This is a genomic window from Escherichia sp. 93.0816 (assembly GCF_013368855.2).
Lineage (GTDB): Bacteria > Pseudomonadota > Gammaproteobacteria > Enterobacterales > Enterobacteriaceae > Escherichia > Escherichia ruysiae.
Genome location: NZ_JABWNC020000004.1, coordinates 112,990 through 125,820, shown reverse-complemented (window position 1 = coordinate 125,820; position 12,831 = coordinate 112,990). Strand labels below are relative to the sequence as shown.

At 50.1% G+C, this 12,831-nt stretch carries 10 protein-coding genes; 6 read left to right on the top strand and 4 right to left on the bottom strand.

What is annotated here, in order from left to right; genetic code table 11:
• Positions 1-106: 106 nt before the first annotated feature.
• Together rcsB and rcsD are read right to left on the bottom strand one after the other, a co-directional pair.
• Complete coding sequence (rcsB, locus tag HEM79_RS06860) at positions 107-757, bottom strand: response regulator transcription factor RcsB (RefSeq protein ID WP_001516743.1); 651 nt, start codon at positions 755-757, stop codon at positions 107-109.
• Positions 758-773: 16 nt separating this feature from the next.
• Complete coding sequence (rcsD, locus tag HEM79_RS06855) at positions 774-3,446, bottom strand: phosphotransferase RcsD (RefSeq protein WP_176242261.1); 2,673 nt, start codon at positions 3,444-3,446, stop codon at positions 774-776.
• Positions 3,447-4,184: 738 nt separating this feature from the next.
• On the opposite strand from rcsD, the gene ompC reads away from it, so the two are divergent.
• From ompC to mqo, 6 genes are all read left to right on the top strand, one after another.
• Positions 4,185-5,291, top strand: coding sequence for a porin OmpC (ompC, locus tag HEM79_RS06850; RefSeq protein WP_021551088.1), 1,107 nt, complete (start codon positions 4,185-4,187; stop codon positions 5,289-5,291).
• Positions 5,292-5,402: 111 nt separating this feature from the next.
• Positions 5,403-6,458 carry an FAD:protein FMN transferase ApbE gene (gene apbE, locus HEM79_RS06845; protein ID WP_176242259.1) on the top strand — a complete coding sequence of 352 codons (1,056 nt, stop codon included), beginning with the start codon at positions 5,403-5,405 and terminating at the stop codon, positions 6,456-6,458.
• Positions 6,459-6,531: 73 nt separating this feature from the next.
• Positions 6,532-7,596: a bifunctional DNA-binding transcriptional regulator/O6-methylguanine-DNA methyltransferase Ada gene (gene ada, locus HEM79_RS06840; RefSeq protein ID WP_176242258.1), complete on the top strand. Its 1,065-nt coding sequence runs from the start codon at positions 6,532-6,534 to the stop codon at positions 7,594-7,596.
• Positions 7,596-8,246, top strand: coding sequence for a DNA oxidative demethylase AlkB (gene alkB / locus HEM79_RS06835; protein ID WP_176242256.1), 651 nt, complete (start codon positions 7,596-7,598; stop codon positions 8,244-8,246). The genes ada and alkB overlap by 1 nt, the downstream gene beginning before the upstream one ends.
• Positions 8,247-8,321: 75 nt before the next feature.
• A complete protein-coding gene (gene yojI, locus HEM79_RS06830) occupies positions 8,322-9,965 on the top strand; it encodes a microcin J25 efflux ABC transporter YojI (RefSeq protein ID WP_176242254.1) in 1,644 nt (547 codons plus the stop codon).
• Positions 9,966-10,182: 217 nt separating this feature from the next.
• Positions 10,183-11,829: a malate dehydrogenase (quinone) gene (gene mqo / locus HEM79_RS06825; RefSeq protein ID WP_176242252.1), complete on the top strand. Its 1,647-nt coding sequence runs from the start codon at positions 10,183-10,185 to the stop codon at positions 11,827-11,829.
• A gap of 195 nt (positions 11,830-12,024) precedes the next feature.
• Here mqo and eco read toward each other — a convergent pair whose 3' ends face one another.
• The gene (eco, locus tag HEM79_RS06820; protein ID WP_032225728.1) at positions 12,025-12,513 is read right to left on the bottom strand and encodes a serine protease inhibitor ecotin; all 489 of its coding nucleotides are present in this window, start codon (positions 12,511-12,513) and stop codon (positions 12,025-12,027) included.
• Between the two features lie 130 nt (positions 12,514-12,643).
• Positions 12,644-12,808: a hypothetical protein gene (locus tag HEM79_RS06815; RefSeq protein ID WP_176242250.1), complete on the bottom strand. Its 165-nt coding sequence runs from the start codon at positions 12,806-12,808 to the stop codon at positions 12,644-12,646.
• Positions 12,809-12,831: the final 23 nt, after the last annotated feature.

The following is a 12,831-nucleotide window of genomic DNA, read 5'->3' as shown; positions in this document are numbered from 1 at the left end:
TATCAGGCCTACGTTTGTGTAATGTATTGAAATATTGGGATTTGTAGGCCGGATAAGGCGTTTACGCCGCATCCGGCGGTCGGTGCTTATCTGGCCTGTCGGGAGATTACTCTTTATCTGCCGGACTTAAGGTCACAGAAGAGAGATAATTCAGCAGGGCGATATCGTTCTCGACACCCAGCTTCATCATCGCGGATTTCTTCTGGCTGCTGATGGTTTTGATGCTACGGTTGAGCTTTTTAGCAATCTCGGTAACCAGGAAACCTTCTGCAAACAGGCGCAGTACTTCACTCTCTTTAGGTGAGAGACGCTTGTCGCCGTAACCACTGGCGCTGATTTTCTCCAGCAGACGAGATACGCTTTCCGGGGTAAATTTCTTGCCTTTTTGCAGCGCGGCGAGAGCTTTTGGCAGATCCGTAGGCGCGCCTTGTTTCAGGACGATCCCTTCGATATCCAGATCCAGTACCGCGCTAAGAATTGCCGGGTTGTTGTTCATGGTCAGAACAATGATCGACAGGCTTGGGAAATGACGCTTGATGTATTTGATCAAGGTGATCCCGTCGCCGTATTTATCTCCAGGCATGGAGAGATCGGTAATCAACACGTGCGCATCCAGTTTCGGCAGGTTGTTGATCAGTGCTGTGGAATCTTCAAATTCGCCGACAACATTCACCCACTCGATTTGTTCAAGTGATTTGCGAATACCGAACAGTACTATCGGATGGTCATCGGCAATAATTACGTTCATATTGTTCATGTAATAGGCTACCTTGCTACAGCAAGCTCTTGACATAGCTGTCAATGTCGCTGATGTATTTTTCTGTTCCTGGGACATCCTTCTCGCGAATAAGATGTTCCAGCGTTTCACATAACTGCTTGCCGGGTACCAGATTTAGCATGGCAAACACGCCTTTAAGACGATGAGCCGTTTGGGCTAATGCAGCAAAGTCACTGGTTGCTGCTTCAGTATATAGCCTCTTAACATCATCCGGTACTGTGTCTACAAAGAGCGCATAATAGCCGCTGGCATGGAGTTGTGCATTTTCATCTCCACCCATAGGCGATTCTGTCACCTCTTCCTGCGCCAGTTGCACTTCAATTAATTGTAAGACCGCTTCCTGCATAGCATTGCTCATATTGAAGTTGACGCACAATTGACCAGGCCCAATTTCCCGTACGCCAGACTCATCATCGCTTAAAAGCAAGCCAGAGGCAGTAAGATTAGACGGATTATCCGTTAAAAAGATATCATAATCCTGACTAATTAATCTTTCATCGGGTGTGATACAGGTTGCACCCCAATTTTCTAACTGGCGAGTGACAATATTCCGAATTTCTGTGGAAGTTACATCCACCATCACGGTGACATCATCCAGTAAACGTTCTTCTTCCTCTTCAACGTCCGGGGTAGCAGGGGGCATTTTTATATGCACGGAGTAGCGTGTACCAAGCCCGTCCCGCGTTTTAATGTTTAAATGACCGCCCAGTTTTCGCGCCAGTTGATCGCTCAACCAGAATGCCAGCGGGTCCGCCTTGCCATAGCGATCGCTTTGGGTCTGGTTGATGAACGGGAAGTGTAAATTATCCATTTCATGAATGCTTACACCGTCTCCGGTGTCCAGAATGCGGAAAGTCAGACGTTCGTCAGAGGATTCATCCTGATCAACCTCAAGGGTAATTTTTCCCAGTTGCGTTGAGGTGACGGCATATTGCATCAACAGCAGCAAAATACGGCGTAAAGCATCGCGATCGCCACGGCGCATATCGTGTGCTTTCAGATGATTGTTAATCAGTAGTTGCAGGCCTTTGCGCTTCATTGCCGGTAGCACAGCAGGCACCACTTCATCGATTAAATCCTGTACGGAGAAAAGCTCGGTCTCGCTCTTCCAGCTATCGTCCGCAAGCATGTTCGCTAGCTGAATTTCATCGACCAGGCGCACCAGCACATCAGCCTGATTTGCCAGTTGTTTGCTTTCCGGGGAGTTGAGTTTAGCCGCACTCTCCGCCAGTGACCGTGCGGGTTCTTTCAGCGCATCGCCAATGTTTTGCATAAAGGCCATCCGGCCCTGCTGGTTTTTCTCGTACAGACGCTGCGCCTGCTTGAGTTTCTTGTTCACCAGCACCTCGCGATCCTGATCGCGAATGATGAAGATTTGCGTACGCGGCGCTATCTGGCTGCGGAACATGCGAATTTCATACAGCTCGTTATTGACGGTCGCCTGAATAATCCCCTGATGCTGTTCTGCCATGGTGGTGATGTTTTGCAGATTCAAATGCGGCAGCAGATGGTCGGCAATCTTATTGCTGATAACTGTGCGATTCGATTCCTGATCGTGAACCAGCAGACCGAGTGGCAGCAGTGACACAATCTCTTCATTTATTGCTCGCAAAATACGCAGTTCGTTATTCACAGCGGTGCTGGGAACGCTTTCTGTGCTGCGCCCGGAGAAATGGCGAAAAGTGGTGTAACCAAAAAGCGCCAGTGCCAGCAAACCAATGTTCAGCAGCAGTGGCAGCAGAATGTTTTGCAATGTATCCAGTAGCAAAGTGCCGTAAGGAACCTGCCAGACCAGCCGCATATCGGTGGAGTTGAGCGCCGAAGAGATTTCAATCTTCGAACTATTAAAGTTAATGCTGACGCTATCCGTTGCTTCTTTCTCATTATTATTGTTACCCGCAGTACCTGCTTCTGGTTCAAGACGGAAGCTATCCAGCGGCATCCCTGGCGGGATTAGATCATTAATAGGCAGATCAAATGCAACCACCGTTGCCAGATGTCCCGGCTGGTTAAAGGTTGTACGCAAGGTAAAATAATGACCGTTCTGCCAGGCAAGACGGCGCAGGTTAGAAAAACTTTCACGTTCATCCAGGGCGTTAGCCTGTTGCAGCATCTCCGCGCGACGAGAATCAACAATGTCACTAACAGTCGATTCTTTAAATCCGGAGGTGAGATCTTTTAACGGCAGGGTCGAGATAAGAATCAGGCTGTTATCCTGACCGTTCAGATAATACATCGACCACGGTACATTTTCTGCGCCCCATAATGTGTCCAGATAAGTAGACATTCGTTGGGTCATCTCAAGCGTTGAGTTGTCGTGAGAACCAAAGATCAGGGCTTCTGTTTTGCGACGCGGTTTTTCCAGATAATAGACATCCTGTTTCAGACGCGTCTCTTGCAAACTTTCACTGGTGGAAGGCGAAGTCGTTGCAGCGATGTTGTCGTAGATCTGCCAGGTCACGTAACGCCAGGTATCGACGCGCTTTTGTATAGCATGAGTAATGTCGACAATCTGGTAGCTTTTATCTTTCAGCCAGGCGTTGACTGCGCTTTGTACCATTACACCCATCATCACCAGCAACACAATGATCAACAGTAAAAAGAAGCGGGTAATGCTCCCCGGTAGGAGTGAAAAGCGGGTCGTGGCCGTTGTCTCTTTCTGACGCATTCGTGTTTATGACCTGTTAAAACTTCGCGAAGTGATAGGGCAGTATAAAGGGTACAGTGCGAAATTCCAGACTATTACCCGATAGATGATTCTCTATTCCTCAACGATATGTCTCGTTCTGCCCGATGGGAAATAGATGTACACACCGCATTCTGCTGTACAAATAATCTGCAAAAAAGAAGAGCGAAATTAATTACGGATAAAGAAAAGATGGCGGGAATTATATCTTGTTAATTTTTTGTGAAATTGTTAACAAGCGTTATAATTTTCCAGCGGTAGTACAAAAAAATAAAAGTTGTGTAAAGAAGGGTAAAAAAAACCGGATGCGAGGCATCCGGTTGAAATAGGGGTAAACAGACATTCAGAAATGAATGACGGTAATAAATAAAGTTAATGATGATAGCGAGACATATTTTAGTTGCGAGTGAAGATTTTGTTTTGGCATTCAGTGCTATCAAGTACTTAAGAATAAGTTATTGATTTTACCTTTGAATTATTATTGCTTGATGTTAGGTGCTTATTTCGCCAATCATCAAGAATCTTAAAAAGTTCCATCATATTTACATTTTGAAACATCTATAGCGATAAATGAAACATCTTAAAAGTTTTAGTATCATATTCGTGTTGGATTATTCTGCATTTTTGGGGAGAATGGACTTGCCGACTGATTAATGAGGGTTAATCAGTATGCAGTGGCATAAAAAAGCAAATAAAGGCATATAACAGAGGGTTAATAACATGAAAGTTAAAGTACTGTCCCTCCTGGTCCCAGCTCTGCTGGTAGCAGGCGCAGCAAACGCTGCTGAAGTTTACAACAAAGACGGCAACAAATTAGATCTGTACGGTAAAGTAGACGGCCTGCACTATTTCTCTGACAACAAGTCAGAAGACGGCGACCAGACCTATGTACGTCTTGGTTTCAAAGGCGAAACTCAGGTTACTGACCAGCTGACCGGTTACGGCCAGTGGGAATATCAGATCCAGGGCAATACCTCTGAAGACAACAAAGAAAACTCCTGGACCCGTGTGGCATTCGCTGGTCTGAAATTCCAGGACGTTGGTTCTTTCGACTACGGTCGTAACTACGGCGTTGTTTACGACGTAACTTCCTGGACCGACGTACTGCCAGAATTCGGTGGCGACACTTACGGTTCTGACAACTTCATGCAGCAGCGTGGTAACGGCTTCGCGACCTACCGTAACACCGACTTCTTCGGTCTGGTTGACGGTCTGAACTTTGCTGTTCAGTACCAGGGTAAAAACGGTAGCGTAAGCGGCGAAGGCATGACCAACAACGGTCGTGGTGCTCTGCGTCAGAACGGCGACGGCGTTGGCGGTTCTATCACTTATGATTACGAAGGCTTCGGTATCGGTGCTGCAGTTTCCAGCTCCAAACGTACTGATGCTCAGAACACCGCTGCTTACATCGGTAACGGCGACCGTGCTGAAACCTACACCGGTGGTCTGAAATACGACGCTAACAACATCTACCTGGCTGCTCAGTACACCCAGACCTACAACGCAACTCGCGTAGGTTCCCTGGGTTGGGCGAACAAAGCACAGAACTTCGAAGCTGTTGCTCAGTACCAGTTCGACTTCGGTCTGCGTCCGTCTGTAGCATACCTGCAGTCTAAAGGTAAAAACCTGGGTGTCGTTGCTGGTCGTAACTACGACGACGAAGATATCCTGAAATATGTTGATGTTGGTGCTACCTACTACTTCAACAAAAACATGTCCACCTACGTTGACTACAAAATCAACCTGCTGGACGACAACCAGTTCACCCGTGCTGCTGGCATCAACACTGATGACATCGTAGCTCTGGGTCTGGTTTACCAGTTCTAATCTCGATTTATGTCGAACAAAGGGCCTGCGGGCCCTTTTTTCATTGTTTTCAGCGTACAAACGCAGTTTTTTGGTGTACTCTTGCGACCGTTCGCATGAGGATAATCACGTATGGAAATAAGCTTTACCCGCGTGGCATTGCTGGCTGCCGCGCTCTTCTTTGTTGGTTGCGATCAAAAAACACAACCCGCCAAATCCCACGCTACTGAAGTTACCGTTCTTGAAGGCAAAACGATGGGAACCTTCTGGCGTGCCAGCATCCCTGGCATTGACGCCAAACGCAGTGCTGAACTTAAAGAGAAGATTCAGACCCAGCTGGACGCCGACGATCAGCTGCTTTCGACCTATAAAAAAGACTCCGCGCTGATGCGCTTTAACGACTCGAAAAGTTTGTCGCCGTGGCCGGTAAGTGAAGCGATGGCCGATATCATCACCACCTCGCTGCGCATTGGCGCCAAAACCGATGGCGCGATGGATATTACTGTCGGGCCGCTGGTGAATCTGTGGGGCTTTGGCCCGGAACAACAGCCGGTACAAATCCCGAACCAGGAACAGATCGACGCGATGAAAGCCAAAACGGGTTTACAGCATCTGACGGTCATTAATCAGTCACATCAACAATATCTGCAAAAAGATCTGCCGGATTTATATGTCGATCTCTCTACCGTCGGCGAAGGTTATGCGGCAGATCATCTGGCACGCTTAATGGAGCAGGAAGGTATTTCCCGCTATCTGGTGTCGGTGGGCGGCGCGCTGAACAGCCGTGGCATGAACGGCGAAGGGCAGCCGTGGCGGGTGGCGATCCAAAAACCGACCGATAAAGAGAACGCGGTTCAGGCCGTGGTTGACATCAATGGTCACGGTATCAGCACCTCCGGTAGCTATCGCAACTATTACGAGCTGGACGGCAAACGCCTTTCCCATGTTATTGATCCGCAAACCGGGCGTCCCATTGAACACAATCTGGTATCCGTGACGGTGATTGCCCCGACGGCTCTGGAAGCCGACGCCTGGGATACAGGTTTGATGGTGCTCGGGCCGGATAAAGCCAAAGAAGTCGTTCGCCGGGAAGGGCTGGCAGTCTATATGATCACCAAAGAGGGCGATAGCTTTAAAACCTGGATGTCGCCGCAGTTTAAAAGCTTCCTTATCAGCGAAAAAAATTAAAGCGCAAGATTGTTGGTTTTTGCGCAATGGTGACCGGGCAGACTAAAGGCTATCCTTAACCAGGGAGCTGATTATGAAAAACGCCACACGCTTAACTGACGATCAACGCTGGCAATCTGTCTTAGCCCGCGACCCGAACGCCGACGGCGAATTTGTCTTCGCCGTGCGCACCACGGGCATCTTTTGCCGTCCGTCTTGCCGCGCCAGACATGCCTTGCGGGAAAACGTTTCTTTCTATGCCGATGCCAGCGAGGCGCTTGCCGCTGGCTTTCGCCCCTGCAAACGTTGTCAGCCAGACAAAGCCAATCCCCAACAACATCGCCTTGATAAAATTACCCACGCCTGCCGACTGCTGGAACAGGAAACGCCTGTAACGCTGGAAGCCTTAGCCGACCAGGTGGCGATGAGTCCGTTCCATCTGCATAGATTGTTTAAAGCGACTACCGGAATGACGCCGAAAGCCTGGCAGCAGGCCTGGCGCGCTCGCCGATTGCGGGAGTTTCTGGCAAAAGGGGAGAGCGTGACTCAGGCGATTCTCAATGCCGGATTCCCCGACGGCAGCAGTTACTACCGTAAAGCCGATGAAACGCTGGGCATGACGGCTAAACAGTTTCGTCACGGTGGCGAAAGCCTGGCTGTGCGTTATGCGCTGGCTGATTGTGAGCTGGGTCGTTGCCTGGTGGCAGAAAGCGAGCGGGGGATTTGCGCGATATTACTGGGTGATGATGACGCGACATTAATCAGTGAACTGCGGCAGATGTTTCCCGCTGCCGACAACGCACCCGCTGACCCGACGTTTCAGCAGCATGTGCGTGAAGTGATCGCCAGCCTCAACCAGCGAGATACGCCGCTGACGTTGCCGCTGGATATTCGCGGCACCGCTTTTCAGCAGCAAGTCTGGCAGGCGCTGCGTACCATTCCTTGCGGTGAAACTGTGAGTTATCAGCAACTGGCAAACACCATCGGCAAACCGAAAGCGGTACGTGCCGTGGCAAGTGCCTGCGCCGCCAATAAGTTAGCGATCGTTATACCTTGTCATCGGGTGGTACGTGGTGATGGCACACTTTCTGGTTACCGCTGGGGTGTTTCGCGTAAAGCACAGTTGCTACGCCGTGAAGCTGAAAACGAGGAAAAATAATGTTGGATCTGTTTGCTGATGCTGAACCGTGGCAAGAACCCCTGGCACCTGGCGCGGTGATCCTGCGCCGTTTTGCCTTTAATACTGCGGAGCAACTGATTCAGGGAATCAGCAATGTCGCCCGCCAGTCACCGTTTCGCCAGATGGTCACACCCGGCGGATATACCATGTCGGTGGCGATGACCAACTGCGGGCGTCTGGGCTGGACCACCAATCGACAGGGTTATCTCTATTCGCCCATTGATCCGCAAACAAATAAACCGTGGCCTGCCATGCCGCAGAGTTTTCATAATTTATGTCAACGTGCGGCTACGGCGGCGGGCTATCCAGATTTCCAGCCAGATGCTTGTCTTATCAACCGCTACACTCCTGGCGCGAAACTGTCGCTGCATCAGGATAAAGACGAACCGGATCTGAGCGCGCCGATTGTTTCTGTTTCTCTGGGCTTACCCGCGATTTTTCAATTTGGTGGCCTGAAACGTAATGATCCGCTAAAACGACTGTTGCTGGAGCATGGCGACGTGGTGGTTTGGGGCGGTGAATCGCGGCTGTTTTATCATGGCGTTCAACCGCTGAAAACGGGGTTTCATCCACTCACCGCCGACTGCCGCTACAACCTGACTTTTCGTCAGGCGGGTAAAAAAGAATAAAAATAAGAATTATTATTGCTGTGCGCGCGAAGATGTTTAAACTGCGGGCTGTAATTCATTGTCCGGGTTTTCTGCATGGAACTTCTTGTACTTGTCTGGCGGCAGTATCGCTGGCCATTTATTAGTGTGATGGCGCTAAGCCTCGCCAGTGCGGCATTAGGCATTGGCTTAATTGCTTTTATCAATCAGCGCCTTATCGAAACGGTGGATACCAGTCTGCTGGTGTTGCCGGAGTTTCTGGGGTTATTGCTGCTGTTGATGGCAGTCACTCTCGGATCGCAACTGGCGCTCACCACTTTGGGTCATCACTTCGTTTACCGACTGCGTAGTGAATTTATCAAGCGGATTCTCGATACTCACGTCGAGCGCATTGAACAACTTGGTAGCGCCTCGTTGTTGGCGGGGTTAACCAGCGATGTGCGCAATATCACCATTGCTTTTGTGCGTCTGCCGGAACTGGTGCAGGGGATCATTCTCACTATCGGTTCAGCGGCGTATCTGTGGATGCTGTCGGGCAAAATGTTGCTGGTAACGGCTATCTGGATGGCAGTCACCATCTGGGGCGGTTTTGTGCTGGTGGCGCGGGTGTACAAACATATGGCGACCCTGCGTGAAACCGAAGACAAGCTGTACACGGATTTTCAAACTGTACTCGAAGGGCGCAAAGAGCTGACTCTGAACCGGGAACGCGCCGAGTATGTGTTTAACAACCTCTACATTCCTGATGCGCAAGAGTATCGCCATCATATTATTCGCGCAGACACCTTCCATCTTAGTGCCGTGAACTGGTCGAACATCATGATGCTGGGCGCAATCGGTCTGGTGTTCTGGATGGCGAACAGTCTCGGTTGGGCTGATACCAACGTTGCCGCGACCTATTCGTTGACGTTGTTATTCCTGCGTACGCCGCTGCTTTCGGCGGTTGGCGCATTGCCGACGCTGCTGACGGCGCAGGTGGCGTTTAACAAGCTGAACAAATTCGCGCTCGCGCCTTTCAAAGCAGAGTTTCCGCGCCCGCAGGCGTTTCCCAACTGGCAAACGCTGGAGCTGCGTAACGTGACGTTTGCTTATCAGGATAACGCGTTTTCCGTTGGGCCGATTAACCTCACCATCAAACGTGGTGAACTGCTGTTTCTGATTGGTGGCAACGGTAGCGGAAAATCGACGCTGGCGATGTTGCTGACGGGCTTGTATCAGCCACAAAGCGGCGAAATCTTGCTGGATGGCAAACCTGTCAGCGGCGAACAACCGGAAGATTATCGCAAACTGTTTTCGGCAGTGTTTACCGATGTCTGGCTGTTTGATCAACTGCTGGGGCCGGAGGGTCAACCCGCTAACCCGCAACTGATTGAGAAGTGGCTGGCGCAGCTGAAAATGGCTCATAAGCTAGAGTTAAGTAACGGGCGTATTGTTAACCTGAAGTTATCAAAAGGGCAGAAAAAACGCGTGGCGCTGTTGCTGGCGCTGGCAGAAGAACGCGATATTATCCTGCTGGATGAATGGGCGGCGGATCAGGACCCACACTTCCGTCGTGAGTTTTATCAGGTGCTGCTGCCGCTAATGCAGGAGATGGGTAAAACGATTTTCGCCATCAGTCATGATGATCATTACTTTATCCACGCTGACCGCCTGCTGGAAATGCGCAACGGGCAACTTAGCGAGCTGACGGGCGAAGAGCGCGATGCTGCTTCGCGTGATGCCGTTGCCCGGACGGCATAATATTTCGACGCTGACCTGGCGGACTGCTGCCGCCAGGTCAATATTCTAAAAATCCCTTCGTTTCTAATAACCCTATAATTAATCAACGAAATTATAATGTTTCTAAAATTAGAATATAATTTATAAACATTATTTAAATGTTGTTATTTAAGTGTTACCGTTGATGCCGCGCAAATCTCACCTGCAATAAAGCGACTAAAAGTAAGGCATTAACAAGATGAAAAAAGTGACTGCCATGCTCTTCTCGATGGCCGTGGGGCTTAATGCCGTTTCGATGGCGGCAAAAGCGAAAGCGTCCGAGGAGCAGGAAACTGATGTACTGTTGATTGGCGGCGGCATTATGAGCGCCACATTGGGGACTTATTTACGCGAGCTGGAGCCAGAGTGGTCGATGACCATGGTAGAGCGCCTGGAGGGGGTTGCGCAGGAGAGTTCGAACGGCTGGAACAACGCCGGAACCGGGCATTCTGCGCTGATGGAACTCAATTACACCCCGCAAAACGCCGATGGCAGCATCAGTATTGAAAAAGCAGTCGCCATTAATGAAGCATTCCAAATTTCCCGCCAGTTCTGGGCGCACCAGGTCGAGCGCGGCGTGCTGCGTACTCCGCGTTCATTTATCAATACCGTTCCGCATATGAGTTTTGTCTGGGGCGAGGATAACGTCAATTTCCTACGCGCCCGTTACGCCGCGTTGCAACAAAGCTCGCTATTTCGCGGTATGCGTTACTCTGAAGATCACGCGCAGATCAAAGAGTGGGCACCGTTAGTGATGGAAGGGCGCGATCCGCAACAGAAAGTGGCAGCCACGCGTACGGAAATTGGTACCGATGTGAACTACGGCGAGATCACCCGCCAGTTAATTGCTTCCTTGCAGAAGAAATCTAACTTCTCGCTGCAACTCAACAGCGAAGTCCGCGCCCTAAAGCGTAATGACGATAACACCTGGACCGTCACCGTTGCCGATCTGAAAAACGGCACTGCACAGAACATTCGTGCCAAATTTGTCTTTATCGGCGCGGGCGGTGCGGCGCTGAAGCTGTTACAGGAATCGGGGATTCCGGAAGCGAAAGACTACGCCGGTTTCCCGGTGGGCGGACAGTTCCTTGTTTCGGAAAACCCGGACGTGGTTAATCACCATCTGGCGAAAGTTTACGGTAAAGCATCCGTTGGCGCACCACCGATGTCGGTTCCGCATATCGATACCCGTGTTCTGGACGGTAAACGCGTAGTGCTGTTTGGGCCATTTGCCACCTTCTCAACCAAATTCCTCAAAAACGGTTCATTGTGGGATCTGATGAGTTCCACCACCACCTCTAACGTGATGCCGATGATGCACGTTGGGCTGGATAATTTCGATCTGGTGAAATATCTGGTAAGTCAGGTGATGTTGAGTGAAGAGGATCGTTTTGAAGCGTTGAAAGAGTACTATCCGCAAGCGAAAAAAGAGGACTGGCGTTTGTGGCAAGCGGGGCAGCGTGTGCAGATTATCAAGCGTGATGCCGAGAAAGGTGGTGTACTGCGTCTGGGTACCGAAGTGGTCAGTGACCAGCAAGGAACCATTGCCGCGCTCTTGGGGGCATCGCCAGGGGCGTCAACCGCCGCGCCGATTATGTTGAATCTGCTGGAAAAAGTATTTGGCGATCGCGTTTCCAGCCCGCAATGGCAGGCAACGTTGAAAGCGATCGTTCCGTCTTATGGACGCAAGCTGAACGGTGATGTAGCGGCAACAGAACGCGAGTTGCAGTACACCAGCGAAGTGCTGGGGCTGAAATACGACAAACCGCAAGCAGCAGATAGTACGCCGAAACCGCAGTTGAAACCGCAACCCGTTCAAAAAGAAGTGGCGGATATTGCGTTGTAATGATGTGCCACATCCGGCATGGGATGCCGGATGTGGCGTAACCGCCTTATCCGACCTACGGAGTGCGGCACTTCACAGCGGCGTAGGCCTGATAAGACGCGTTAGCGTCGCATCAGGCAACCGGCTCGTGCGCCAGATGTCGGATGCGGCGTAACCGCCTTATCCGACCTACGGAGTGCAGCACTTCACAGCAGTTTAGCGAACTACCGCGTTGTCAATTTTCTCTTCCGCCTTCCAGATGCGGTATTTCACATCCACATTGTCTGGCGTATACACCACGATCGGCAGCTTGCTGTTGTAACGCAGCATTCCAGCATCGCCCAGATACGCGGTGACAAATTTCTTCTCTTTCTTGCCATCCGGGCAGGCCATCATCGTCGAAACCGGCGAGCTAACTTTATCAAAGACATAATAATCATAGCCCCAGCCTTCCAGCGTTTTGCTTTCCAGCTTCCCGCCGAGACGATGCAAATTGCAATCGACTTCCAGCGTCTGACCGATTAACAGTTCTACTTTCAGGGTAGATTCATCTTCTTGCGGAGTTAACTGAATCACCTGACGCTTCATGCCTTTTTCAGCTTGTGGATAAGGCGCTACTTTCTCCAGTGGCTGGACACTCTCTGCCGCCCAGGCGGAGGTGGTAGCGAAAGCGGCAAACAGCACTGCAGGTAGAATGGTCTTCATTTGTTTTCCTTCTTCATTTATAGGTTTTCACCGATGATGTCGCTGAAGGTTAACATATTCATCAGATTTATTAATTTGCTTTATGAATAACTGAAAGAACATTCAGACAATTTTACCTGCTCTTTTAGTGTTAAATGCTAATGAGAGAAGAAACCAGATGAAATATCTCTGGTGAATTAATCGCTATATAAATGTGTTTATAACCATTTGAAATGTGAGCAAAAGCCCGTTTTTGCCACTCTTCCCACCACTCTTTTGATCCTGCTACAGGTTTTACCCCGATCGGGGTATGCATCTTTGACACATCCTTTAATATCT

Excerpts from the sequence above, each read along its gene's own strand:
- ada (WP_176242258.1), top strand. The coding sequence starts at position 6,532 with ATGAAAAACGCCACACGCTTAACTGACGATCAACGCTGGCAATCTGTC.
- HEM79_RS06815 (WP_176242250.1), bottom strand. The coding sequence starts at position 12,808 with ATGCATACCCCGATCGGGGTAAAACCTGTAGCAGGATCAAAAGAGTGG.
- mqo (WP_176242252.1), top strand. The coding sequence starts at position 10,183 with ATGAAAAAAGTGACTGCCATGCTCTTCTCGATGGCCGTGGGGCTTAAT.
- eco (WP_032225728.1), bottom strand. The coding sequence starts at position 12,513 with ATGAAGACCATTCTACCTGCAGTGCTGTTTGCCGCTTTCGCTACCACC.
- apbE (WP_176242259.1), top strand. The coding sequence starts at position 5,403 with ATGGAAATAAGCTTTACCCGCGTGGCATTGCTGGCTGCCGCGCTCTTC.
- alkB (WP_176242256.1), top strand. The coding sequence starts at position 7,596 with ATGTTGGATCTGTTTGCTGATGCTGAACCGTGGCAAGAACCCCTGGCA.
- rcsD (WP_176242261.1), bottom strand. The coding sequence starts at position 3,446 with ATGCGTCAGAAAGAGACAACGGCCACGACCCGCTTTTCACTCCTACCG.
- rcsB (WP_001516743.1), bottom strand. The coding sequence starts at position 757 with ATGAACAATATGAACGTAATTATTGCCGATGACCATCCGATAGTACTG.
- yojI (WP_176242254.1), top strand. The coding sequence starts at position 8,322 with ATGGAACTTCTTGTACTTGTCTGGCGGCAGTATCGCTGGCCATTTATT.
- ompC (WP_021551088.1), top strand. The coding sequence starts at position 4,185 with ATGAAAGTTAAAGTACTGTCCCTCCTGGTCCCAGCTCTGCTGGTAGCA.